Raw genomic sequence first — 21,768 nt, forward strand, 5'->3', positions numbered from 1 at the left:
ACTTGGCTGACACACCGCATTCGCGAGCAAGCCCGCTCCCACAGGGGCAAGGGGTGGTTTGGAGTGCTTAGTAAAGTGTGTCACGCACTCGTTTCGGTGCTTCGCGGTCGTAGCTGTCCGCGTCGAACTGGCCATCACTCAGGCGCTTGTGAAAGGCGCCCGCACTCGGTAGGGCAGAGCGCGGTAGATGCGTTTGAGGATTCCACGCGTCCGAACGCACAAGCGCTTTAGAACAGTGGAAGTACGCCGCTTGCACGGTCACCAGCAACACGGTTTTCGCCGGTTTGCCATTTACCGCAAAGCTATCCAATAGCTCCGGCTCAGCACTGATCTGCGCCGTGCCATTGACCCGCAACATCTCGCCAATCCCCGGAATGATGAACAACAGCGACACTCGCGGATCGTGCAGCACGTTGCGCAAGGTATCGATGCGGTTGTTGCCCGGGCGATCCGGCAGCGCCAGCGTGCGCTCATCGATGATCCGCACAAACCCCGGCGCATCACCGCGCGGTGAATTGTCGAGGCCTTCGGTGCCCACCGAGCTGACGATCACCAGCGGCGAGACCCGCACCATCGCCTGATAGTCTTCGTTGAGAAAAGTGATCTGCTTGCGCACTGAACGCTCGTGAGGCAATCCGTAAATGGCTTCCAGTGCGTGGATTGAATCGATCATCGTGCATCCCCTCGATGATTTAGAAGAACAGCCCCATGCGTCGCTCGTAGCCGATCCGGCCCTTGTACGCTTCGCCGCTGTCGACGAAGCCGTGTTTGGCGTACAGCGCGATGGCGGCGTCGTTGTCGGCGTCCACTGACAATTCCAGGCCTTTGATTTCCGGCCACGCCTGGCGCGCGACCTCCGGCAACGCTTGCAGGCATGCCTTGCCGTACCCCTTGCCCTGTGCCCGATGATCGACCTGCAAGGCATGCAACGTGGCGCTGTGTTCATCGGCCCAGGCCGGTAAAACCGGTGGGCGCTTGAGCAACAGGAACGCTACTGGCACTTCGTCCGCCAACAGCACAAAACCCTTCACGCCGGGCGCCGGTTTCGACAGCAAAGTGTGCAAGGCACCGTGGATATCACCGGAGAACTTGATCTGCTCGGCGCGAATTTCAATGGCCTCGACCTGCTGACGCTGCAAGGCGTTGAGGCTGTCGTAGGGCACGAGTTTGGCTGACACGGGAATTTCCTTTTTCCTACAAAGATGAGGCCCGGATTCTAGCGACTTTGCCCTCCTCGGAAATTTTTTGTTTCGTCTGTCGATCTACCGATTCGCCGAACGACTAAAGGTGTCTTCACAACAAAAGATGGATAGGTGCCCCGGCTCGCCTATCTTCATGTTCGAGGAAATCGCCATCGAACCATCAGAAGCCCTGATCTTCAGCCATAGTTGATCCGTTCGAATCAGGAGAACGCCATGAAGTATTTATGCCTGGTCTACAGCGATGAGCGCTTGCTGCATTCGTCGCCCGACAGCCCGGAAGACGCCGAGTGCTGGGCCTATGCCGAGTCGATCCAGGGCAGCGGGCGGATGCTCGCGGCCGAAGCCCTGGAGTCGGTACAGACTGCGACCACCGTGCGTATGCGCAACGGTAAGCTGTCGATCACCGACGGCCCGTTCGCCGAAACCAAGGAGCAGTTGGCCGGTTTCTACCTGATCGACGCCAAGGATCTCAACGAAGCGATCCAGGTCGCCGGTAACATTCCGGCGGCGCGGGTCGGCAGCGTTGAAGTACGCCCCGTGCGCCAGTTGAATGTCTGAGGTCAGGGCGCGGGTCGAACAGGTCTATCGCGAAGACTCGCGGCGGATTCTGGCGACGCTGATTCGTCTGCTCGGCGATTTCGACCTCGCCGAAGAAGCCTTGCACGAGGCGTTCTTTGTCGCGGTCGAGCGCTGGCAGCATGACGGCGTGCCGGACAATCCGCGCACCTGGCTGGTGTCCACCGGGCGCTTCAAGGCGATTGACGTGTTGCGCCGGCGCGCGCGTTTCAAGGCTTCTCAGCCGCTGCTGCTGGTGCAACTCGAAGCGTTGGAACAGGCCGACTGGAGTGGTGAAGATGTGGAAGACGATCGCTTGCGGCTGATCTTCACCTGCTGTCACCCGGCGCTGGCGGCGGATGCGCAAGTGCCGCTGACTTTGCGTGAGGTCTGCGACCTGACTACCGAAGAAATCGCTCGCGCATTCCTGTCGGCGCCGGCAACGATTGCCCAGCGCATCGTCCGCGCCAAAGCGAAGATCCGTGATGCAAAAATCCCTTATCAAGTTCCCGGTCTGAGCGAATTGCCTGAGCGCCTCGACAGCGTGTTGCGGGTGATTTATCTGGTATTCAACGAAGGTTATTCGGCGGCGATGGGCGCCGAACTGATCCGCGAGGACCTGACCCGTGAGGCCATTCGGCTTGGGCGCTTGTTGATGGAGTTGCTGCCGGAACCCGAGGTCATGGGACTGCTGGCGCTGATGTTACTGCACGAGTCACGCAGACCGGCGCGCACTTCGCCGAACGGGGAGTTGGTGCTGCTGAGCGATCAGGATCGCTCGCGTTGGGATGCCGGGTTGATTGCCCAAGGCTGTGCGCTGGTGGAGCGTGCGCTGACTACGCGGCGGTTCGGGCCGTATTGTCTGCAAGCAGCAATAGCGGCGGTGCATGCCGAGGCGGGATCGGCAGGGGAGACGGATTGGCAGCAGATCGTCGGGCTGTATGACGTGTTGTTGCGGGTGCTGCCGTCGCCGGTGATCGAGTTGAACCGGGCGGTGGCGGTGGCTCAGCGTGACGGGGCCTTGGCCGGGTTGAACTTGATCGAGGGGATTCTGGATCGTGGCGAGTTGCAGGATTACCACTTGGCACATTCGGCGCGGGCGGAGTTCTGTCGGCAGTTGGGCAGGGTGGAAGAGGCGCGGGTGGCTTATTCACGGGCGCTGGAATTGACGCGGCAAGCGCCGGAGCGGCGGTTCATTGAAGCGCGGTTGCTAGCGTTGGACTGATCCGAACGGGGCGCTGGCCGTACCGGCCTCTTCGCGAGCAAGCCCGCTCCCACAGGGGATTGGGGGTGGTCATGGAGTTTTGGCATGGCCGCCACGCTATTCCAGCATCTTGCTCAATAACCAGCTCCCCGCTGGCCCCGGCGGATGCAGCCGCGACCACAAAGCATCGACAAACACCGGTTTCGGCCAGCCGCGCACGTTCAGTTCCACCAGCGTGCCGTTGCCGAAACGCCCCACCAGCCAACGCGGCAGCGGTGCCCAGCCGAAGCCCATTTCGGCCATTTCCATCAGCATCAGGTAACTGGGCGCCGACCACACACGGCCTTTGGCGCGACTGTCGTATGGATTGACGATCGTCGCCAGGCGCAGTTCGCGATGTTGTTCCAGGATCGCTTGGTCGATGTGCTTGAGCGTCGTCAGTGCATGCTCGCGGCTGACGAACAGGGCGATATCGGTGCGCTCGGCGACGGTGGAGGCCAACAGATCCGGCGGGTAGCTGTCTTGCATCTCGGCGAAGGCCAAATGCGCCCGACCGCGCTGCACCAGTTCGATCAAGTCGTCGCACTCGGCAATCAAACACTCCAGTTCCATATCCGGATAACGCTGCTCGAACCCGATCAATGCCGCTTCAAAACGCGCTGATTGATAGGTGTCGGAAATCGCCACGGTCAGCTTTGGCTCCACGCCTTGGGACAATTGCCGAGCGGTGATTTCCAGGCGGCTGCTGGCCGTGAGAATCGCCTCGGCCCGTTGCAGCATCACATGGCCGGCCGGGGTGAGGGTCGGCTTGCGGCTGCTGCGATCGAACAGTTGCAAATCCAGATCGATCTCAAGGCTGGCCACCGCTGCGCTGATGGTCGACTGACTGCGCCCCAGTTTGCGCGCCGCCGCCGAAAACGAGCCTTGGGTCGCCGCTTGAACAAACGCCAACAACACTTCCTGCGAGATCATCAACTATCGCCTTGATCGATGGTTATTGGTTATGAAGTATCGGTTCGGTGTTGGATCATGGCAACCACCTTCACTCAAGGAGTCAGGTCATGACTGCCAACAAATCCATCACTGAACGTATCTTGCAGGCTGTCGGTTTCGAACTGTTGGCCATTGTGATCTGCACACCGTTGCTGGCGTGGATCATGCAAAAACCATTGCTCGACATGGGCGCGGTGACGGTGTTGATCGCGTTGCTGGCGCTGGGTTGGAACGTGGTGTTCAACCGCTTCTTCGACCGCCTGCTGGAGCGCCTGCACATTGCGCGCAACGCTTGGGTGCGAATGGTGCACGCCTTGTTGTTCGAGGGAGGCTTGATCGTGATGGGTGTGCCGCTGATTGCCGGGTGGCTGTCGGTCAGTTTGTGGCAGGCGTTTTTGCTCGACATCGGCGTGTTGCTGTTCTTTCTGCCGTACACCTATGTGTATCACTGGGGTTATGACGTGGTGCGCGAGCGGGTCTTGAAGACCCGCCCGGTCTGAGCAGCAAGCGTCATCTGTGCCTCAGTCTTGAGGCTCAGAGAAACATGCCGCCCGAAGCCTCAACCCGTTGACCATTGATCCACTGCCCACCCGGTGACAACAGCAACGCCAGCGCGCCACCAATGTCATCCGGCTGCCCGGCACGGCCCAGCGCGGTGTTGCTGGCGACCATGGCGTTCACTGCTGAGTTGTCGCGCACTGCGCCGCCGCCAAAATCGGTTTCGATGGCGCCCGGCGCGAGGATGTTCACGCCGATCTGTCGTGCACCCAACTCCTTGGCCTGATAGCGGGTCAACACTTCCATCGCACCTTTCATCGCGGCGTAGGCGCCGTAACCCGGCAGGCTGAAGCGGGTCAGGCCGCTGGAGATGTTGATGATGCGCCCGCCATCGTTGATCAGCGGCAGCAATTGCTGGGTCAGGAAGAACGGCCCTTTCAACTGGATGTTCATCAACAGGTCGAACTGCTCCGGTGTGGTTTCGGTGAAAAGGGCGTGCACGCCGATGCCGGCATTGTTGATCAGGAAATCAAAGCGCTGACGTTCAAAATGTTTGAGCGCGTGCTCGACCTGCGCGGCGAAATCGGCAAAGCCTTCGCTGCGACCCACGTCCAGTTGCAGCATCACGGCGTTGGCGCCGAGTTGTTCCAGTTCAGTCACCAGCGCTTGGGCTTCATCGGCGCGGCTGTTGTAAGTGCCGATGATGTCGATGCCCTGCGCGGCGAGGTGCAGGGCGGCGTTTTTGCCCAGGCCACGGCTGGCGCCGGTGATCAATGCGATTTTGCGATTCATGGGACTTCCTCAATGGCGGTGAGTGGATGGAGCAAAGTTTATTTATCCGCCCTTAGGTGATAAACAGAGCTAAACCGGAATCACTGGTCGAATAAACCGAACAATCAGCGAGTGCCCCGATGAACAAACTGGAACTGCTGCGCACCTTCGTCCGGGTCAGCGAACTGTCGAGTTTCACCCTCGCCGGGGAGAGCCTCGGCTTGCCGCGTTCTACCGTGTCCGAGCATGTGCAGGCGCTGGAAACGTTGCTTGGCACGCGGCTGCTGCAGCGCACCACGCGCAAAGTGCAGGCAACACAGGACGGTTTGGTGTTGTACGAGCGGAGCAAGGATCTGCTTTCGCACATGGACGAGATCGAAGGCCTGTTTCGTCAGGACGAGGCCTCGCTGACGGGGCGGATTCGCGTCGACATGCCGAACATCCTGTCGCGGCGACTGGTCATGCCGCGCCTGCCGTCGTTCATGGCGCGCCACCCCAATCTGGAACTGGAAATCAGCAGCACCGACCGCCGGGTCGATCTGCTCAGCGAGGGTTTCGACTGTGTGGTGCGGATCGGCGCGCAGCCCGATCAATCGGTGGTGGCCCGGCATCTGGGCGACTTTCCCATGATCAACTGCGCCAGCCCCGCTTATCTGGCGCGCTACGGCGTGCCGCAAACGCTGGAGGATCTGGCGCGGCATCGGCTGGTGCATTACGTCGGTGTTTTGGGGGCGCGTTCGGAAGGCTTTGTCTACGAGGAGGGCGGCCAGGTCCGGCGTTTGCCGATGGCTGGCAGCGTGACGGTCAACAGCACCGATGCTTACGAGTCGGCCTGCCTGGGCGGTTTTGGTCTGGTGCAGGTGCCGCGCACCGGCATGCAGCCGCATCTGGATAACGGCGAACTGGTGACGGTGCTGGCGCAGTACACCGCGCCAGCCATGGCGATTTCGTTGCTGTATGCGCGGCAGCGGCATTTACCGCTACGCGTGCGGGTGTTCATGGATTGGCTCGGTGAGGTGATCCGTTCAACCCTCTGACCCACATCGTTGTCTGTGATGGGCACAAAAAAGAGTGGATCAGTAATCGCCACGTTTACGAAACGCCCAGCGCCCGGCAATCACGGTAAACGTCGCCACCAGCGCCACCAGAATCCAGAACCCTTGCGGGTCTTGCGACAGCGGCACGCCCCCCACATTCATGCCGAAAAAACCGGCAATGATGTTGATCGGCAACGCCAGTACCGTCACCACGGTCAAGGTGAACAGCGTGCGGTTGCTCTGTTCGTTGAGGTTGGCGGCGATCTCTTCCTGCAGCAACTTGATCCGCTCACCAAGGGCGGTGAGGTCGTTGATGATCAGCGCAAACTCCTCGGTGGACTTGCGCAACTCCTTCACGTCCTCCTTCTGCAACCACGGCGGCGGACGGTTGAGCAGGCGCAGTAAAGAGCCGGGTTCGAGCGCCAGTAATCGTTGCAAGCGCACCAGCACGCGGCGATTGGCACCGAGTTCGGCGCGGTTGGTCGACAGCCGCGAGGAGAGCAATTGATCCTCGACCTGATCGACGCTCATGCTGGTCTTGCGCACGATCTGGGTCAGCACTTCGCCCTGATCGCGCAGCAGGTGTACAAGCAATTCCGAGGGCGAGCGAAAGCGTTCGCCGGCCTTCACCGACGAGCGCAGTTTGTCCACCGAGTGCAACGGTTGCAGGCGCGCGCTGACAATCAGTTTGCTGCGCACGCAGACCCACAGCGTCGACACATCCGACGACACCATGCTGCTGAGGTTGAACACCACGTCGTTGACCACCGCCAACAGCGCCGCGTCGACATGCTCGATGCGCGTCGAACGCGAGCCCTCATGCAACGCTTCGAAAAATTCTTCAGGCAATTGCAGATGGCTTTTCATCCAGCGCTCGCACGCGGCGTGAGCCAGATTGAGGTGCAGCCAGAGGAATTCATTGCTGTCGCTGTCACCTTGCAGGCAGCGCAATGCGGTGGCCGAATCGATTTCGCGACCACGCTCACCCGGCAGAAAACGGAAGCCGTAGAGCAAGCCAAACAAGTCCGGGTCGCGATGACTGATATCGAGGCTGTGGTTCATGGAGGCTCGCTGCGAGGAGGGCGGTTGGCGCAGGGGTTACAGGTTCACCTGAGGGGCATCATCGCAATGTCACATGACGTTTGCGTGACAAAAAAGTGACGTCAAATCAAAGCGCTACCGGCGGTCGGGAACCTCTCAAGAACGGCTTTGGCGCGCCGATCACGGGTACGTTAGGTTGCGCACCGTTGGCCACGCCACGGTTCGCCGACAGGGAAGTCCGGCCACTTTTTCACGCCTGAAACAGGCGTGCCTCATCCCTGCCATGAGTACCTGCAATGCTGCAAAAATCCCTGAGAGCGCAAATTCTCGCCCTGCTGAGCGGCAGCCTGCTAGCGATGCTGTTGATCGCACTGGCCTGCTTTCATTTCCTGTCCAACGGCGTGCAGAGCTACAGCCGATTGATCGCCGGTCCGTTGCACACCTCGCAACTGATCGACGAAGCCAACCTGCAATTCAAAGTGCAGGTGCAGGAATGGAAAAACGTCCTGCTGCGCGGCAAGCAACCGGCGGATCTGAGCAAGTACTGGGGGCAGTTCGAAGATCGTCAGCGCGATGTACAGAACATCCTCGGCGAACTGGCCAGCCAGAAGAGTATCGATCCCGGTTTGAAAACCCGTATCGAACGTCTGCGTGACGAGCATCGCCAACTCGGTGCCGCTTATCAGAAGGGCCGCGATGCCTATGTGGCCGCCGGTGGCGATCCGGTTGCCGGCGACAACGCCGTCAAAGGTGTCGACCGCGCCGCCAGCGAGCAAATGAGCGAACTGGTGGCCGAGTTGCGCAAACAGGGCACCGAGCAATCGGTATCGATCAGCGCCGAAGCCGATCGCACCGTCTGGCTTGGGCTGTTGGTGATGCTCGCGTCGGGCCTGTTGATCGGTGTGTTGAGCCTGTGGCTGGTCAACCGCAACCTGGTTGAGCCGATCCGCAAGCTGATTGATTACGTGACCCAGTTGAGTCGCGGCAAACTGGCCGAGCGTGTGGTCAGCGACCGTCAGGACGAGTTGGGCAACCTCGCGGCCGCCGCCAACACCCTGCGTGATTTCCTTGCTGAAACCTTCACTCGCCTGCAACGCAGCGCCAGCGATCTGGACAGCGCCAGCGGCGAATTGAACGCCATCGCCACCACCATGGCCGGCGGCACCAACGAGCAGTTCAACCGCACCGATCAAGTGGCCACGGCAATGAACGAAATGTCCGCCACCGCCCAGGAAGTCGCGCGTCACGCGGCTGACGCTGCGCGTGCTGCCGACGATGCCGACCAGTCTGCCCAACAGGGTGAAAAGGTCATGCAGAGCACCATCCACTCCATCACCCAGATGCGCAGCGAAATCACCAACACCGCCACGGTGATCCGTCGTCTCGAAGCCGACAGCGGCCGTATCGGCAAAGTGCTGGAAGTGATTCGCGGCATCGCCGAGCAAACCAACCTGCTGGCGCTGAACGCGGCAATCGAAGCGGCGCGGGCCGGTGAGGCAGGGCGCGGTTTTGCCGTAGTGGCTGACGAAGTGCGCAACCTTGCACAGCGCACGGCGGAGTCGATCATCGAGATCAACCAGATCATCCAGAACGTGCAGACCGGTGCTGTGGACGCCGCGCAAGCCATTGACAGCGGCCAGGCGCGCAGCGACGAAAGCGTTGAGCAAGTCACTCAGGCCGGCGCGATGCTGGAGCGCATCACCCACGCCGTCGAAGCGATCCGCGACATGAACCGTCAGATCGCCACGGCGGCCGAAGAGCAGACGTCGGTGGCCGAAGACATCTCGCGCAACCTGACCGAGATCACTTCGATTGCCAGCACCAACCTCGACAACGTGCAGCGCACCGAAAGCGCCAGCCAGAACCTGCACGGCCTGTCCGGGCAACTGAACGAAGTCACCGCACGCCTGAGTGCCTGACTCGTTGGCTGTGTACCGGATCGGATACCGAGACGGTACACAGTCAATCTCAATTGGCGGCGAGCATGATCGATGGCCGGTTATCTATAACCGGCATTGGAGCATTCCCATGGTCGGCCTCAGTTCTGTATCGATCAATCAAACCCTCGCCACGGCGACCCGCAAAACGTCGATCAGCGAAGTCAGTGAAGACACCTCCACCACGGCGTCGGCCAGCACCGCCTTCGTGAGCAAGCCCACTCCCAAAGGGTTTGCTGTCAGGCACAAAAAAGCCGCGCGATCCAGTGATCGAGCGGCTTGGTGTGCAAGGTGTATCAGCTATCCAGTTTGTTGCTCAGCACCTTGCCGGTGGTGGCATCAAAGTCCACGTCGTACTCTTTGCCGTCGGCAGTTTTGAGTTCGACTTCGTACTCATAACCGTTGAAGTGGTTATCCAGATCGGTGTCGGTGATGGTCGCCCCCGGGTGCAGTTTCAGCGCTTCCTGGTTCATGCTTTCCAGCGATTTGATCTTGCCGGATTTGACCAGTTCGGGGATCTGATCGACACGCACATCAGCCTGGGCCAGGCCTGCGCTGAGGGTCAGAGCGGCGGCGGCAAACAGGGCAGTCAACGTTTTCATCGGGTCATTCCTTGGGTTGTTTGTTGAAGTGGCCTCAGGTTAACCACCGCAACTTAATTCACCCTTAAAACACCGCATCGTCCGCAGAATGCTCTTGTGGGAGCGAACCGGCTCGCGATGCGGACACCCCGGTGGCCGATCAAAAGCCGTTGTTCTTCAACACCTGATCAACACTGGCCGCTGCCGGGCGTTTGTAGAACTTCAACAGTTCGCTGGCGCGGTTGGTGAAGATGCCATCGACGCCTGCGGCCATGACCTTCTCGAAGTCCACCGGCTCATCGGCGGTGTAGACGTGCACCAGCAAGCCTTGATCGTGGGTGTATTGGTTCATCCAAGGCTGCACCAGATCCGAGTAGCTCTGGTCGCCGCCATGGGTCAGCTTCGCCGAAGGGCCGGTACCGATGGCACCATGCGCCTTGGCGAAGTCGACCCACTGCTTGAACTCGGCATCGGACTTCGGTTCCTGTTTACCGTAAAACGCGTTTTTGTCCTTCTCGCCAGACTCGGCAAAAGTCACCTTGGATTTCGGCTCCATGCCGCCTTCGCCCACCCACAGCAGCAGGATTTTCGGCACTTGCGGCATTTCCTTTTGCAGCAGTTCGAGGCTGTTCTTCTCGAACGTTTGCAAGATCACCCGGCCTTTACCCTGACCGACGCTCGTTTCGCTCTTCGCCAGTTTCGAACCTGCCCGGCTCAACCAGCCGCGATCCTGCAGTTTCTCTTTCAGATCGTGTTCGATCCCGGGGAACAGTTGCGGCTCTTTGGTCTCGATATACAGACCAGGTTTGTGCGCTGGGTTGGCCTGGGCAATATTGATGATTTCATCGAGGGTCAGAATTTTCAGCCCCGCGTAAGACGGGCGTGCGCGATCCGGGTACGCCTTGTTGTACCAGCTACCGGCGTCGAGGGTTTTCAGCTCGGCCATGGTGAAGGCATTGGCCGGACTGTCTTTACGATCCGGGAATTTGGTCGCGACGTCGGTGGTGCGTTGCAGGTTGTTGTCGTGCAGGGCGAACAGCACGCCGTCCTTGCTGCGCTGCAAATCCATTTCCAGGTAGTCGGCACCCAGATCACGGGCCAGTTTGTAGGAAGCGGCGGTGGATTCCGGGGCGTCGAAGGACGCGCCACGGTGGGCAATCACCGCCGGATGTGGAATGCCATGAGCGGCGGCGACTGCAGCAGGATCAGTCTGGCTGGCGGCATGCGCCTGACCAAGGCCGAGCAGCAGGCTCAGCATGAGGGCGCTTTTGGTGAACGTGGCGGGCATGTTCGAGTTCCTTTCGCAGGGCAGTTTCAAAGACGTACCTTTTAACAACTGAATCGATTGCCCGCCATCGCCAGACCGACATAAACGTATTAAAAGCGATTTTTTCTGCACTTTTGTGGCGCCGTTTGCAGTACGCTTGCCCTCGGCAGACGCTCCGGCAGAGAGCGCGCCGTCCAATGCCCTGCGTGTAAACCATCGATCATTTTTCGTGAGGTTTATCATGCACATCACCTCCCAACTCATCTGCCAGGCCGCCGACGACCTCAAAGGCTTTGTTGGCCTGAACCGCAAAACCGGTCAGTACATCGTGCGTTTCAGCGAAGATTCGTTCGGCATGGACGTGGCCGACGACGGCATTATTCCCGCCAGTGAATTCGTCTGGGCACCCGCGTCGCCGCAGACCATGACGCTTAAACGCGAGTTGATTCAGTTGTTGCTGGATCAGAATGTCGATGACCGCCTCAACATCACCGAGCCGTTGCGCGTTTACATGCACAAGCGCGAAGTACCAGAGATTGTGGCGGTGCGCAGTCTGGTGCGGGGCTGAGGGTTTTTCGTGACGGTGAGTGCCTCTTCGCGAGCAAGTCCGCTCCCACACGGGCTCTGTGGCGCTCACCAATCACCTGCGGGAGCGGGCTTGCTCGCGAAGGCGGCCTAAAGCACGGCACAGCACCTACTGCCCAAACCGATACTCACGCTCAACCCTGCACACCCGCGTATGGAACGCCGAATACCAGATCGAGCGTCCTCGTTCCTGGATCACCCGATGCTCAGGATTTTGTCGCCACGCTAAAATCGCCGCCTCACTCTCCCAGTACGAAACCGTGATCCCGACACCATCCGGCCCGCGAATCGAATCAATTCCAAGAAACCCCGGCTGTGCGCCCACCAACGCCATCATGCGCTCGGACGCCTCGGCATAACCGTTGTCGCCCTCGGTGCGGGTTGAATTGAAAATCACCGCGAAACAATCTGTAGTCGGCTTCATCAACGTTGCTCCTTGCAAGCCTCGACAAACGCTCGCACCAACGGCGGCATCTGGCCCTTGAGCGCCGCACGTTCTGGTTGAAACAACGTTGCGACAAAAAAACGATGATCCTTGAGTTCGAATGCCCGCAAATCCCCCGCTGAATCATGCCCCACCGCCTGGAGCTGATGTTTGAGAAGGTCACTCGCGTAGTGTGGATTCACACCGTAGCGGCAGCGATAGCCTTCATGAATCTGCGACGTTTCGTACGCTTGGGCGATCAACGAACCGGGCAGCAGATGAATGCTGTCCACGGCGTCGATCAGCGAGCAGATCAGAGGCGTGAGCACGGCTCGCTCTGAATCGGGTGAGGTTTCGCCATGCTCAGCGTCGGCCCAGCCCAGCACATGGCGGGAAAATTCCAGCACGGCATGCTGAAAACCGCCGCAAGTGCCGAGGAAAGGGCGCTGCTGCTCGCGGGCAAAACGGATCGCCCGCAGTGCGCCAGCTTCACTTTTGTAAGGACTGGCCGGCACGCACCAGAAACCGTCGAAGCCTTCCAGTGGTGTATCGGCGTGGATGTGTTCGGTGGCCAACCAGTCCAATTGCACAGGTTGGCCGAGGTGTTCGGCGACCAGACCGAGTGCCACGGGGATGGCTTGATGGGCGGTGACTAGCGGGTCGTAATCGCCGATCAGGGCAATGCGGATGACGCGGCTTTCCATGGGGGTTCCCTGCGCTTGTTGATTGATGGCGCCCACTATAGATTGGCGTTCACGCACTCAATATTGGCGTTTATCCAAGTGATCAATGCACCGACGCACTATCGGCTCGACTATCCGGATCTAACCCTGATCCTCGCTTTGGTGCGCGGCGGCTCTCTGGCCCGGGCCTCACAGCTGCTGAAGGTTGACGTGTCGACGGTGTTCCGCGCCGTGCGCCGTCTGGAGGCTGCCCTTGGCCGCGAATTGTTTGAAAAAAGCCGCACCGGCTATTTACCGACGACGCTTGCACAGACGCTGGCCGAGCAGGCCGAACGTGCCGAGCAAGCACTGGACGGCGCGCGGATCGGCGTGGAGCAGGGGGGCGAAGTGATCAGCGGCACGGTGCGCCTGACGTGTACCGACTCGGTGTTGCAAGGCTTGCTGCTGCCGGCGCTGGCGCAGTTCATGCCCAACTACCCGGCGCTGACCCTCGAATTGAGCACCTCCAACGATTTCGCCAACCTTAGCCGTCGTGACGCCGACATTGCCCTGCGCCTGACGCGCACACCGCCGCAACATCTGGTCGGACGGCAACTGGCGAAGATTTCCTACCGGGTCTGCGCCAGCGCGCGCTACTTGGACAGCGTCGATGCTTCGGATCTGACAGCGCTGACCTGGATCGCCCCGGATGACTTTCTGCCCGATCATCCGACGGTCGCCTGGCGTCGTCAGCACTTGCCCGGCGTGACCCCGGGCTATCGCTGCAACAGCATGCTGTCCGTCACCGAACTGGTGCGCGCCGGCCTTGGTGTCGCGGCGTTGCCGGACTTCTTGATCAGTGACGGTTTGCAGGCATTGAGCGAGCCGTTGCAGGGCTACGACACCGCCCTGTGGTTGCTGACCCGCCCGGATTGCCGGGCGTTGCGCTCGGTGGTCACACTGTTTGATGAGCTCGGGCGAGCCCTGCGTCTGTCCTGATCAACGTAGTGCGTTCTGACACACATGCGCGTGTAACTCTTTGGTCAGACCTTCGATGCGTTCGCTCAGGTCTCTGGTCATTTCGGTGAGGCGGGTGTTTTGTTCCAGCAGTTCAAGCAATTGCGCGGTGTTCTTCGCGGCCTGGGCCTGGCGCTCGGTGTTGGCTTGCGCCAGGGCTTCACGGTGCTGCGCGTCAGCGTCGGCTTGCGCCTTGTCGCGTGCAGCCTGACGGGTTTGCGCCAGCAGGATCAACGGCGCGGCATAAGCGGCCTGCAAGCTGAACGCCAGGTTCAGCAGGATGAACGGGTAGACGTCGAATTGCGTCACACCCCACACGTTGAGGCCGATCCACACCGCGACAATCAATGTTTGTGCGCCAAGGAACAGAGGCGTGCCGAAGAACCGCGCAAACGCCTCGGCCCGCAGCGCGAATTTGTCGTTGCCGAAGGTTGTGGCGAGGTGGGCGTGAGGGCGGTGGAAGCGCAGGTGGTCGGTGGCAGGTGTTTCAGCTTTTTCAGTGGTCATGATGCACTCGGCAGGGCTTGGGACGTTCAGTCACTATAGCGCTGCGTTTTGGCAGCCCGCGCGCACAGGTTAAGTCGTCGTACACCAATTGTGTGGTTGACTCAATCTCTGTGGGAGCGGGCTTGTCCGCGATGGCCGCGACTCGGTCTACCAGCGATGCACAGATATCAGCCTGGCGCGTGCTCGTTGGCAAACATGCTGACCGCCTGCACCGCTTCACTGGCGCCGTCGCGAATCTGCAAAATCACCGTGCCCGCCTGATTCGCCAGTTCAACGCCTTGCGCCGCGCGACCTCGGGTGCCGTCCATACTTTTGATCGCTTGCCGGGTCTCGTTCTGGATCAAGGTGATCATGCCGGAAATCTCCGCCGTCGAACCGCTGGTGCGCGCCGCCAGTTGTCGCACCTCGTCGGCCACTACCGCAAAACCGCGACCTTGCTCACCGGCGCGCGCCGCTTCGATCGCCGCGTTGAGCGCCAGCAAGTTGGTCTGATCGGCAATCGCACGGATGGTGTTGACTATGGCAGTGATCTGCTCCGAGCGTTCGCCCAGTTGCGCAATCAAGGTTGAAGACTGGGCAATGTCCTCGGCAATTTCGCGCATTTCGCTGGCGGCCTGCTGGATCACCTGTGTGCCTTGCTCGGCGACTTTTCGAGTCTCCACCGAGATGTGATAAGCCGCGCTGGCGCTGCGCGCGTCCTGTTCGTGCTGCACCACGCGGGCGGTAACGTCCGAGGCAAACTTCACCACTTTGCACAAGCGCCCGGCCGCGTCGTAGACCGGGTTGTAGTTGGCCTCAAGCCATACCGTTTGCCCACGTTTATCAATGCGTTCGAACTGTCCGTGGAAAAACTCGCCCTGGTTCAACCGACGCCAGAAATCCTCGTATGCACTGCTGTTGACCCGTTCCGGGGGACAGAACAAGCGGTGATGTTTACCTTTGAGTTCGGCGAGTGTGTAACCCATGCGTGTCAGAAAATTCTGATTGGCCGTAAGAATACTGCCGTCAAGGTTGAACTCGATGACCGCCATCGCCCGGTCGATGGCCTGCAACTTGGCGTTGGTCTCGCTTTCCTGCTGCATTTTGGTGGTCACGTCCATGGCGTACTTGACCACTTTCACCACACGTCCCGAAGCATCCTTGATCGGGTTGTAACTGGCCTCGAGCCAGATGGGCTCGCCCTTGCTGTCGACCCGTTCAAAGGTGCCTGACAGAAACTGGCCGTTCTTCAGTTGTGACCACATCTGTGTGTACTGAGCACTGCGGCCGAACTCCGGCGTGCAGAAACGTCGATGTGGCTGGCCGATAGCCTGCTCGGGCGTGTAACCCATGGTCTTGAGAAAGTTGTCGTTGGCACGCAACACCACGCCCTCAAGGTCGAATTCGATCACCGCCATCGAGCGATTGATCGCATCGAGCAGGCCGGCTTGCTCGGTGAGGGTTTGCTGGAGATCGTCGATGACGGACTTCTGGCGATTGAAAAACATGCTCGCAGTACTCTGGAAATAGGTTGGGTCAAGGATTCAGTCCTTATTCCCGCGCTGGCAGGCCGAATGCGCGGGCGGCATTCGGCGTTGGCGGCTCAATGCCAGCATTCCATGACTGACAGCTCGCTACTTATACAAAACTTCATAAACTTGTACAAGAAAGTAATTTTTATACAATCTTGTATAAGTTTTTAAGGGGCAATGTGGCAAGCTTTCAAGCAAGTGAAGGCGACGCTGATGGCGCTGTGAAGCTTTAATTTAAAGGCATTTAGCGCTTTTTTGGATCCGTTTTCAGTTGCGGGCGACCTTGTACAAGTTTTTAGGCCGCGTCAAACCGATACTCAGGCTCACTCAACAGCGCAGGATGGGTGACGAGAGATGAGTCAGCGTTGATAACGGGCCAGAAACATTTCCAGTGCCGATTCGGCGACGGTGTTCTGCATGTCGGCATCGAGAGCAGCGCGGCCCATCGACATTTGTGGCCAGAAGCCAAAGGCTTTGAGCAGCCCCTGCACCTGGTGCGTGGCGAACTCCGGGTCAACCGGTTTCAGTCGGCCATCGGCCTGCGCGGCACGAATCCACACAGTCAGACTTCCCTCGTGTTCACCCATGCGCTCGACCATGTTTTGCGCGCGCTCCGGGGAATGAACGGTCGCGGCAATTGCCACCCGCGCCAACGTGAGGAAGTTCTCGTCCGCCATCATCTGCACCTTGGCCTGCAATATTTGCCGCAACTGATCGCTCAACGGCTGATCGGGGCGATAAATGACCGACGGCTCGTCGCTGATTCGTGCCCATAACTGGTTGAGAATTTCGGCGAAAAGCGCTTCTTTGCTGGGGAAATGGTTGTACACCGTGCGCTTGGACACACCTGCGGTGGCGGCGATCTTGTCCATGCTGGTGATCTCGAAACCGTTGGCGCGGAATTCGGCAATCGCCGCTTGAATAATGGCTTCGCGTTTACGGTCGGTGAGGCGCTGTGGAGCAGTCATAGATACGCTTCGGCAAGGAGGAGATGAAATTACACTTGGCAGTTTACTTGCCATGCGCTTTCATGCAACCTAGAAACTACACCGATCAGTGTAATGTTGCGTTAATCCACGCAGCCTAAAAACCAGACAGTTCGGCCTAGGCGTGCAGCTTGGCCATTTATCGTCCCACCGTGGAAAACCGCGAATGACGCGGTTTTCTGGAGTCATTCAGTCATGGCCAATCCAGATTCGCTCCCGGCTAAAAATTCCACGCCTGACGCCTCTCGACAGGATCAGGGGCTGTTTCGCAATCATGCGCCGGTGCAGCGCGAAGGTTTTCGTAAAACGCTGCGGATTATATGGAACATGATCTTCCACAAACCGCACAACACCCGTCCCGCCGCTGCCATTCCGGTACAGCCGCTGACCCGTGAAGACCTGCTGGCCGCACCAAACCAAAGTATTTATCGTCTCGGTCACTCGACCTTGCTGCTCAAGATGCAGGATAAATTCTGGATCACTGACCCGGTCTTCGCCGAGCGCGCATCGCCGGTGCAATGGGCTGGCCCGAAACGTTTTCACCAGCCACCGATCAGCATCAGCGAATTACCGCCGATTGAAGCGGTGATTCTGTCCCACAACCACTACGATCACCTCGATTACGAGGCGGTACTCAGGCTGGCCGCCAAAACCAACCTGTTCCTGACCCCGTTGGGCGTCGGCGATACCCTGATCAAGTGGGGCATTGATGCCAACAAAGTTCGTCAGTTCGACTGGTGGCAAGGCACCGAAATCGCCGGCATCCGCTTCATCGCCACGCCGTCGCAGCACTTCTCCGGCCGTGGCCTGTTCGACGGCAACAGCACGCTGTGGGCGTCATGGGTGATGATCGACGCCGACACGCGGATCTTCTTCAGCGGCGACAGCGGTTACTTCGACGGCTTCAAGCGCATCGGCGAACAGTACGGCCCGTTCGACCTGACCCTGATGGAAACCGGTGCTTACAACGTCGAATGGCCACATGTACACATGCAGCCGGAACAAACCCTGCAAGCGCACATCGACCTCAAGGGTCGCTGGCTGTTTCCCATCCACAACGGCACGTTCGATTTGGCGATGCATGCCTGGCATGAACCGTTCGACCGCATCCTGTCACTGGCCTGGGAACGCAGTATTTCGATCACCACCCCGCAAATGGGCGAGGCGTTTAACATCGCTCAGCCGCAGCGTGGGAATGCGTGGTGGTTGGGGGTTGAGGAGGAGCGTGAGGCCATGGTCCAGAATGCGTGATAGGCGTTCGTGTTAAGCGAACACCACTTCAATACGTCCCTCTTTCCGTGAACGGGGGGCCGATTTCACTACGATCTGTACGTCTCGTCCCAAGTGTGAAAGGCATTCCATCATTTTCGCTTCACTGATACCGCGGAATTTTCCTCGCAGCATCTCTGAAAGTTTGGGTTGTGAAAGCCCCAGAATCTCCGAAGCCTGAATTTGGGTGAGATGGCGCGCCTTGATGATCTCGCCGATTTTTGCTGCGAGCTGCGACTTAACCTGCATTTCACTGGCATTGGGCAACTCCAGATCTTGATAGACGTTCCCGCTGCTTTCTTCAATTTCTATCATTTTCTGATCCTTTCGCATGATCCTGAGCGGCTCGAAGTCTATTTCTGATCAGGTCGATGTCGGACCGGGCGGTTTTAACTCCGCTTGTCGACTTCTTCTGAAAACAGTGCAAAACGTAAATGGCACTGCCGAAACGAACTGTGTAAATGGCGCGGTAAGTGTTGGTGTCGTAGTCTTCGATCAACTCTAGGACACCCGCACCTCCGAAACCTTTCAGGGGTTTTGCATCTGGGTACTTCAAGCCACTTTGGGCTAAATCCAGTGCATGACCAAAAACGTCCTGTACCTCAGTGGGCATCTGCTTGAGATCTTTTTTACTACTGCAGACCCACAAGAGCGGCTTCCTTGCACTCATGCGGAATATACCTATATGGGGATAAAAATCAACGTGTACTTTTAATCAGCCATCGCATAACCCCCACGCCCCGCCGATTCCACAGCCATCCCCGCCAAACTCGCACTGCGCCCCGGCGCAAACCCGGGGAAGAACACCAACCCCTGCGCCTCAAACCGATACGCCAGCGCCAGGCGCGCCGCATCGGCGAGCTCTTGCTGCGCCTCGAACCGTTGAATGTCGGCTACCGAAACTTCAGCTTCCAGCGACAACTGCTCCACGCTCCAGCCCAGCATCGCTCGGGCCTGGACGCAGTGAGTCGGGGTGAACTGGAAAAGGGCAATGCGTTCGAGGATATGGTTCATCGCAAGAGAGGCCATGGTGTGCTCCGGGCTCAAGAGTGCTGATTGAAAATACACTGTGTTTTTGTACAGTTGTTTTTGGCCGGGATCAAACGCAATTTTTGATTTGCCTCAATTAGCCGCCTCCAACCAGACGGACGGTGCCTGACCGAGAATGCGCCGGAACATCGTCGAGAACGCTGCCGGGCTCTGGTAGCCAAAATCCAGGGCAATCCGCGTGACCGCTTCACCCGACGCCAGCCGCGCCAATGCCTGTATCACGCAGGCTTGTTGTCGCCATTGACTGAAGCTCAACCCGGTCTGTTGCCGAAACATTCTGTTGAAGGTACGCAAGCTTATGTGTAACTGGTCCGCCCATTCCTTTGGTGATTGATGGGCGTACGGTTGATGCAGAAAGTTCTGACACAGCGCGAGCAGTTTTCCCTCAGTCGGCAAGGGAATGTGTAAGGGCAATGGCGCACTGCGCGTCAGTTCATGCAGCAACAGATCGATCAACGCGCCGTCGCGGCCGCTCAGGTCATAGGTCAGCGGCACGTCGACCGCCTCCATCAGCAAATGCCGCATCAGCGGCGACACACTGACCACCTGACAGCGGCCACCCAAGTCCACCGCGCCCGGTTCGATGTACAAACTGCGCGTGCTCACGCCGAGCATCAACACCTCGTGCGCCACCCCCGGCGCAATCCACACCGCGCGCTGCGGCGGCACCACCCAGTTACCGTCATGGGTGCTGACCTGCATCACCCCGGTCGCGCCGTACAACAATTGCGCGCGCCGATGCGTATGAAACGGCAACAGATGACCGTGGGAATAATCCGTACCGATCGCCACCACCGGGCGCGGCGTGTCATCCAGCAGATTGATCGAAACATTGCGCATTGAGGGCTCTCAACCATTGGCGTAAACGCAAACATTATTGGCCGGCTTGCTGATGCAGGCCAAGACCTGCCGCTCTATCGTCGACCGCTCCTCACCAACGGACGACGCCTCCATGCTCTATCTCTTATTGACCCTATTCGGCTGCCTGACCGGCATCACCGCCGTGCTCTTCGGCTTCGGCGGCGGCTTCGTGGTCGTGCCGCTGCTCTATCGCCTGCTCACCGCCAGCCACGGCGCCGATGACCCCGTCGGCCAATCGGCCATGCACATCGCCGTCGCCACCTCGACCTGCGTGATGATCGTCAACGCCCTGATCGCCACCGACAAACACCGCCGCGCCGGCAACCTGATCCGTCATTATCTGTGGCCGCTGGGAGGGTTTATCGGGGTTGGCGCGGTTATGGGGGCGATTGCGGCAGTGTGGGTCAGTGGCGAAATCATCCGCTATGCCTTCATCGCCTACCTCGGCGTGACCATCATCGACTGCCTGCTCAGACGCGGCTTTCTCACCCGCAACGAAGGCGTCATCCCCCGCCGACTCGGCATTACAGAAATATCCGGCGGCGGTGTAGGCATCGGCGTCATCGCCACGTTCCTCGGTGTAGGAGGCAGCGTCATGACCGTGCCGCTCTTGCGTCGCTGCGGACTGAGCATGTCCCAGGCAACGTCCATGGCCAATCCGTTGAGTGTGCCGGTGGCAATGGCTGGGACGCTGACCTACATGGCCCTGGCCGGGGTCAGCGAGACGGATCTGGGACCATGGTTTATCGGTTACGTAGACCTGCTGGCGTTTGCGGTGCTGACGGTTGGCTCGTTGATAGGGATTAGACTGGCCACGCCGTGGATCCGACGGATTCCGGATCGGGTGCATGCGTGGGTCTATATTGGATTGCTGATTGTCGTGCTGCTGGCTATCTCGATAAAGTGAGCCTTACAGACCGATGAGCAATTGTGAGATATCGGCTCAGAGCGGTGAGAGCGCATTTCAGGCACCGCTCGCCAGCCCTGCAACACTGAATGGGCAGAAGAAATCAAACATGACGACAGAGCATCATTTCCCGTATTTAGCAGAGAACCAGGATGTTGATTTTCAATTGCACCGAGGCTGCCAGTAAGTTTTTCAGCCGGATTCAAAAGGGTAAAACGCTATCGCCCATTGATCCGAAGCCGCCGTCTTCGATCATCGAAGATGACCCGTTGACCGGTGCCGACGAGCAATGGTTGGTACACGCGATAACCGTGCAACGTAAGCATGTGCTGATCGCCATCCACGTTAAAACCCGTTATTGCATGATCTTTGCCGACGCGAAGAAGGCTGACGCCGAAGGGTTTGTGGCGCGATTTGTCGAGCGTTGGGCCAGCGGGTTGTTGATGCATGCGTTGAAGCACGATCTCCAACAGTGGCTCGATCCCGACTTGATATTGGCGCGGATGACGCAGACCTGTGAGCAGCAAACGTTCTATCGGCGCAGCCACCGCAGTGCGCAAAAGCACATTGATGAAATTGCCTGGATCTTCCAGAGCAAGGCCGCTCAAATCGGTTGTTTACCGCCTGATGAAGACACCGCCAGGGTGTTTGACGAGCAGATGAATGACACGCCCAGAAACAGCAAGGGCGTGAAGACGTATTACTTCCCGGATGAGGAAATGACGCTCCACTGGCTGCGTCATTATTGTTTTCTGGATGACGTTCAACTGCATGCAGCCAAAGCACGCCGCAAGCAAATAATCCTGGAGAACGCGGCCATCAAGCGCGAAGCCTGGTTGCAAGAATACGAGCGACAACACTCGAATACTTAGAGTGCACTCGCCATAATCCGCCCCGAACTTA

26 protein-coding genes are annotated in these 21,768 nt (G+C 59.1%); 10 read left to right on the forward strand and 16 right to left on the reverse strand.

Annotated elements, in window-relative coordinates; all coding sequences use genetic code 11:
• Positions 1 to 67 precede the first annotated feature (67 nt).
• Complete coding sequence (locus tag AACY18_RS01480) at positions 68 to 673, reverse strand: pyridoxamine 5'-phosphate oxidase family protein (RefSeq protein ID WP_339464031.1); 606 nt, start codon at positions 671 to 673, stop codon at positions 68 to 70.
• A 19-nt stretch (positions 674 to 692) separates the two neighbouring features.
• Entirely contained in the window at positions 693 to 1,178 is a 486-nt protein-coding gene (locus AACY18_RS01485) for a GNAT family N-acetyltransferase (RefSeq protein WP_339464033.1), read from the reverse strand.
• Positions 1,179 to 1,415: 237 nt separating this feature from the next.
• Between AACY18_RS01485 and AACY18_RS01490 the strand changes: the two genes are divergently transcribed.
• Positions 1,416 to 1,760 carry a YciI family protein gene (locus AACY18_RS01490; protein ID WP_047599621.1) on the forward strand — a complete coding sequence of 115 codons (345 nt, stop codon included), beginning with the start codon at positions 1,416 to 1,418 and terminating at the stop codon, positions 1,758 to 1,760.
• Complete coding sequence (locus tag AACY18_RS01495; protein WP_339464035.1) at positions 1,753 to 2,982, forward strand: RNA polymerase sigma factor; 1,230 nt, start codon at positions 1,753 to 1,755, stop codon at positions 2,980 to 2,982. The genes AACY18_RS01490 and AACY18_RS01495 overlap by 8 nt, the downstream gene beginning before the upstream one ends.
• A 96-nt stretch (positions 2,983 to 3,078) precedes the next feature.
• Here AACY18_RS01495 and AACY18_RS01500 read toward each other — a convergent pair whose 3' ends face one another.
• Positions 3,079 to 3,933 (reverse strand): LysR family transcriptional regulator, encoded by an 855-nt coding sequence (locus AACY18_RS01500; RefSeq protein WP_339430919.1) that lies wholly within the window; start codon positions 3,931 to 3,933, stop codon positions 3,079 to 3,081.
• Between the two features lie 89 nt (positions 3,934 to 4,022).
• Here AACY18_RS01500 and AACY18_RS01505 point away from each other — a divergent pair, with 89 nt between their 5' ends.
• Complete coding sequence (locus tag AACY18_RS01505) at positions 4,023 to 4,454, forward strand: multidrug/biocide efflux PACE transporter (RefSeq protein WP_339464037.1); 432 nt, start codon at positions 4,023 to 4,025, stop codon at positions 4,452 to 4,454.
• A gap of 34 nt (positions 4,455 to 4,488) precedes the next feature.
• Here the strand turns inward: AACY18_RS01505 and AACY18_RS01510 are convergent, their stop codons facing one another.
• Positions 4,489 to 5,244 carry an SDR family NAD(P)-dependent oxidoreductase gene (locus tag AACY18_RS01510; protein ID WP_339464038.1) on the reverse strand — a complete coding sequence of 252 codons (756 nt, stop codon included), beginning with the start codon at positions 5,242 to 5,244 and terminating at the stop codon, positions 4,489 to 4,491.
• A 119-nt stretch (positions 5,245 to 5,363) separates the two neighbouring features.
• Here AACY18_RS01510 and AACY18_RS01515 point away from each other — a divergent pair, with 119 nt between their 5' ends.
• The gene (locus AACY18_RS01515) at positions 5,364 to 6,260 is read left to right on the forward strand and encodes a LysR family transcriptional regulator (protein WP_339430916.1); all 897 of its coding nucleotides are present in this window, start codon (positions 5,364 to 5,366) and stop codon (positions 6,258 to 6,260) included.
• 39 nt (positions 6,261 to 6,299) lie between these two features.
• Here AACY18_RS01515 and AACY18_RS01520 read toward each other — a convergent pair whose 3' ends face one another.
• A complete protein-coding gene (locus AACY18_RS01520; RefSeq protein ID WP_339430915.1) occupies positions 6,300 to 7,322 on the reverse strand; it encodes a transporter in 1,023 nt (340 codons plus the stop codon).
• Positions 7,323 to 7,597: 275 nt separating this feature from the next.
• Here AACY18_RS01520 and AACY18_RS01525 point away from each other — a divergent pair, with 275 nt between their 5' ends.
• Positions 7,598 to 9,220 carry a methyl-accepting chemotaxis protein gene (locus tag AACY18_RS01525; RefSeq protein WP_339430914.1) on the forward strand — a complete coding sequence of 541 codons (1,623 nt, stop codon included), beginning with the start codon at positions 7,598 to 7,600 and terminating at the stop codon, positions 9,218 to 9,220.
• Positions 9,221 to 9,534: 314 nt separating this feature from the next.
• Here AACY18_RS01525 and AACY18_RS01530 read toward each other — a convergent pair whose 3' ends face one another.
• Complete coding sequence (locus AACY18_RS01530) at positions 9,535 to 9,840, reverse strand: PepSY domain-containing protein (RefSeq protein WP_339430913.1); 306 nt, start codon at positions 9,838 to 9,840, stop codon at positions 9,535 to 9,537.
• Between the two features lie 139 nt (positions 9,841 to 9,979).
• Positions 9,980 to 11,107, reverse strand: coding sequence for a glycerophosphodiester phosphodiesterase (locus tag AACY18_RS01535; protein WP_339464039.1), 1,128 nt, complete (start codon positions 11,105 to 11,107; stop codon positions 9,980 to 9,982).
• A 220-nt stretch (positions 11,108 to 11,327) separates the two neighbouring features.
• On the opposite strand from AACY18_RS01535, the gene AACY18_RS01540 reads away from it, so the two are divergent.
• Positions 11,328 to 11,654, forward strand: a complete 327-nt coding sequence (locus AACY18_RS01540; protein ID WP_339430911.1) for a DUF2025 family protein — start codon at positions 11,328 to 11,330, stop codon at positions 11,652 to 11,654.
• Between the two features lie 126 nt (positions 11,655 to 11,780).
• Here AACY18_RS01540 and AACY18_RS01545 read toward each other — a convergent pair whose 3' ends face one another.
• Both AACY18_RS01545 and AACY18_RS01550 read right to left on the reverse strand, forming a co-directional pair.
• Positions 11,781 to 12,095 carry an antibiotic biosynthesis monooxygenase family protein gene (locus AACY18_RS01545; protein ID WP_339430910.1) on the reverse strand — a complete coding sequence of 105 codons (315 nt, stop codon included), beginning with the start codon at positions 12,093 to 12,095 and terminating at the stop codon, positions 11,781 to 11,783.
• Positions 12,095 to 12,799: a CTP synthase C-terminal region-related (seleno)protein gene (locus tag AACY18_RS01550; protein WP_339430909.1), complete on the reverse strand. Its 705-nt coding sequence runs from the start codon at positions 12,797 to 12,799 to the stop codon at positions 12,095 to 12,097. Before AACY18_RS01550 ends, AACY18_RS01545 begins: the two co-directional genes overlap by 1 nt.
• A gap of 15 nt (positions 12,800 to 12,814) precedes the next feature.
• On the opposite strand from AACY18_RS01550, the gene AACY18_RS01555 reads away from it, so the two are divergent.
• Entirely contained in the window at positions 12,815 to 13,756 is a 942-nt protein-coding gene (locus AACY18_RS01555; RefSeq protein ID WP_339464040.1) for a LysR family transcriptional regulator, read from the forward strand.
• On the opposite strand, the gene AACY18_RS01560 is transcribed toward AACY18_RS01555, so the two are convergent.
• The 3 genes from AACY18_RS01560 to AACY18_RS01570 all read right to left on the reverse strand — a co-directional run bounded on the left by AACY18_RS01560 (position 13,757) and on the right by AACY18_RS01570 (position 16,760).
• Positions 13,757 to 14,281 (reverse strand): DUF1003 domain-containing protein, encoded by a 525-nt coding sequence (locus tag AACY18_RS01560; RefSeq protein WP_339430907.1) that lies wholly within the window; start codon positions 14,279 to 14,281, stop codon positions 13,757 to 13,759.
• 167 nt (positions 14,282 to 14,448) lie between these two features.
• Positions 14,449 to 15,768 carry a methyl-accepting chemotaxis protein gene (locus tag AACY18_RS01565; RefSeq protein WP_339430906.1) on the reverse strand — a complete coding sequence of 440 codons (1,320 nt, stop codon included), beginning with the start codon at positions 15,766 to 15,768 and terminating at the stop codon, positions 14,449 to 14,451.
• A 383-nt stretch (positions 15,769 to 16,151) separates the two neighbouring features.
• Positions 16,152 to 16,760 carry a TetR/AcrR family transcriptional regulator gene (locus tag AACY18_RS01570; protein WP_339464041.1) on the reverse strand — a complete coding sequence of 203 codons (609 nt, stop codon included), beginning with the start codon at positions 16,758 to 16,760 and terminating at the stop codon, positions 16,152 to 16,154.
• Positions 16,761 to 16,973: 213 nt separating this feature from the next.
• Here AACY18_RS01570 and AACY18_RS01575 point away from each other — a divergent pair, with 213 nt between their 5' ends.
• Positions 16,974 to 18,029 carry an MBL fold metallo-hydrolase gene (locus tag AACY18_RS01575; protein ID WP_339430904.1) on the forward strand — a complete coding sequence of 352 codons (1,056 nt, stop codon included), beginning with the start codon at positions 16,974 to 16,976 and terminating at the stop codon, positions 18,027 to 18,029.
• A 12-nt stretch (positions 18,030 to 18,041) separates the two neighbouring features.
• Here the strand turns inward: AACY18_RS01575 and AACY18_RS01580 are convergent, their stop codons facing one another.
• The 4 genes from AACY18_RS01580 to AACY18_RS01595 form a co-directional block, all read right to left on the reverse strand.
• Positions 18,042 to 18,362 carry a helix-turn-helix domain-containing protein gene (locus tag AACY18_RS01580; protein ID WP_339430903.1) on the reverse strand — a complete coding sequence of 107 codons (321 nt, stop codon included), beginning with the start codon at positions 18,360 to 18,362 and terminating at the stop codon, positions 18,042 to 18,044.
• A complete protein-coding gene (locus tag AACY18_RS01585; RefSeq protein WP_339464043.1) occupies positions 18,349 to 18,717 on the reverse strand; it encodes a type II toxin-antitoxin system RelE/ParE family toxin in 369 nt (122 codons plus the stop codon). The genes AACY18_RS01580 and AACY18_RS01585 overlap by 14 nt, the downstream gene beginning before the upstream one ends.
• 41 nt (positions 18,718 to 18,758) lie before the next feature.
• Positions 18,759 to 19,076, reverse strand: coding sequence for an XRE family transcriptional regulator (locus AACY18_RS01590; protein WP_339430901.1), 318 nt, complete (start codon positions 19,074 to 19,076; stop codon positions 18,759 to 18,761).
• Positions 19,077 to 19,169: 93 nt separating this feature from the next.
• On the reverse strand, positions 19,170 to 19,937 hold the full coding sequence (locus tag AACY18_RS01595) for an AraC family transcriptional regulator (RefSeq protein ID WP_339430900.1): 768 nt from the start codon (positions 19,935 to 19,937) through the stop codon (positions 19,170 to 19,172).
• Between the two features lie 112 nt (positions 19,938 to 20,049).
• Between AACY18_RS01595 and AACY18_RS01600 the strand changes: the two genes are divergently transcribed.
• Together AACY18_RS01600 and AACY18_RS01605 are read left to right on the forward strand one after the other, a co-directional pair.
• Complete coding sequence (locus tag AACY18_RS01600) at positions 20,050 to 20,865, forward strand: sulfite exporter TauE/SafE family protein (RefSeq protein ID WP_339464044.1); 816 nt, start codon at positions 20,050 to 20,052, stop codon at positions 20,863 to 20,865.
• Between the two features lie 152 nt (positions 20,866 to 21,017).
• Positions 21,018 to 21,737 (forward strand): DUF6933 domain-containing protein, encoded by a 720-nt coding sequence (locus tag AACY18_RS01605; protein WP_339430898.1) that lies wholly within the window; start codon positions 21,018 to 21,020, stop codon positions 21,735 to 21,737.
• Positions 21,738 to 21,768: the final 31 nt, after the last annotated feature.

Source organism: Pseudomonas sp. EA_65y_Pfl2_P74 (assembly GCF_963970575.1).
Classification (GTDB): domain Bacteria; phylum Pseudomonadota; class Gammaproteobacteria; order Pseudomonadales; family Pseudomonadaceae; genus Aquipseudomonas; species Aquipseudomonas baetica_A.

Coding starts and splice junctions, on each gene's coding strand:
- AACY18_RS01480 (WP_339464031.1), bottom strand. CDS start 673: ATGATCGATTCAATCCACGCACTGGAAGCCATTTACGGATTGCCTCAC.
- AACY18_RS01490 (WP_047599621.1), top strand. CDS start 1,416: ATGAAGTATTTATGCCTGGTCTACAGCGATGAGCGCTTGCTGCATTCG.
- AACY18_RS01495 (WP_339464035.1), top strand. CDS start 1,753: ATGTCTGAGGTCAGGGCGCGGGTCGAACAGGTCTATCGCGAAGACTCG.
- AACY18_RS01500 (WP_339430919.1), bottom strand. CDS start 3,933: ATGATCTCGCAGGAAGTGTTGTTGGCGTTTGTTCAAGCGGCGACCCAA.
- AACY18_RS01505 (WP_339464037.1), top strand. CDS start 4,023: ATGACTGCCAACAAATCCATCACTGAACGTATCTTGCAGGCTGTCGGT.
- AACY18_RS01510 (WP_339464038.1), bottom strand. CDS start 5,244: ATGAATCGCAAAATCGCATTGATCACCGGCGCCAGCCGTGGCCTGGGC.
- AACY18_RS01515 (WP_339430916.1), top strand. CDS start 5,364: ATGAACAAACTGGAACTGCTGCGCACCTTCGTCCGGGTCAGCGAACTG.
- AACY18_RS01520 (WP_339430915.1), bottom strand. CDS start 7,322: ATGAACCACAGCCTCGATATCAGTCATCGCGACCCGGACTTGTTTGGC.
- AACY18_RS01525 (WP_339430914.1), top strand. CDS start 7,598: ATGCTGCAAAAATCCCTGAGAGCGCAAATTCTCGCCCTGCTGAGCGGC.
- AACY18_RS01530 (WP_339430913.1), bottom strand. CDS start 9,840: ATGAAAACGTTGACTGCCCTGTTTGCCGCCGCCGCTCTGACCCTCAGC.
- AACY18_RS01535 (WP_339464039.1), bottom strand. CDS start 11,107: ATGCCCGCCACGTTCACCAAAAGCGCCCTCATGCTGAGCCTGCTGCTC.
- AACY18_RS01540 (WP_339430911.1), top strand. CDS start 11,328: ATGCACATCACCTCCCAACTCATCTGCCAGGCCGCCGACGACCTCAAA.
- AACY18_RS01545 (WP_339430910.1), bottom strand. CDS start 12,095: ATGAAGCCGACTACAGATTGTTTCGCGGTGATTTTCAATTCAACCCGC.
- AACY18_RS01550 (WP_339430909.1), bottom strand. CDS start 12,799: ATGGAAAGCCGCGTCATCCGCATTGCCCTGATCGGCGATTACGACCCG.
- AACY18_RS01560 (WP_339430907.1), bottom strand. CDS start 14,281: ATGACCACTGAAAAAGCTGAAACACCTGCCACCGACCACCTGCGCTTC.
- AACY18_RS01565 (WP_339430906.1), bottom strand. CDS start 15,768: ATGTTTTTCAATCGCCAGAAGTCCGTCATCGACGATCTCCAGCAAACC.
- AACY18_RS01570 (WP_339464041.1), bottom strand. CDS start 16,760: ATGACTGCTCCACAGCGCCTCACCGACCGTAAACGCGAAGCCATTATT.
- AACY18_RS01575 (WP_339430904.1), top strand. CDS start 16,974: ATGGCCAATCCAGATTCGCTCCCGGCTAAAAATTCCACGCCTGACGCC.
- AACY18_RS01580 (WP_339430903.1), bottom strand. CDS start 18,362: ATGATAGAAATTGAAGAAAGCAGCGGGAACGTCTATCAAGATCTGGAG.
- AACY18_RS01585 (WP_339464043.1), bottom strand. CDS start 18,717: ATGAGTGCAAGGAAGCCGCTCTTGTGGGTCTGCAGTAGTAAAAAAGAT.
- AACY18_RS01590 (WP_339430901.1), bottom strand. CDS start 19,076: ATGGCCTCTCTTGCGATGAACCATATCCTCGAACGCATTGCCCTTTTC.
- AACY18_RS01595 (WP_339430900.1), bottom strand. CDS start 19,937: ATGCGCAATGTTTCGATCAATCTGCTGGATGACACGCCGCGCCCGGTG.
- AACY18_RS01600 (WP_339464044.1), top strand. CDS start 20,050: ATGCTCTATCTCTTATTGACCCTATTCGGCTGCCTGACCGGCATCACC.
- AACY18_RS01605 (WP_339430898.1), top strand. CDS start 21,018: ATGTTGATTTTCAATTGCACCGAGGCTGCCAGTAAGTTTTTCAGCCGG.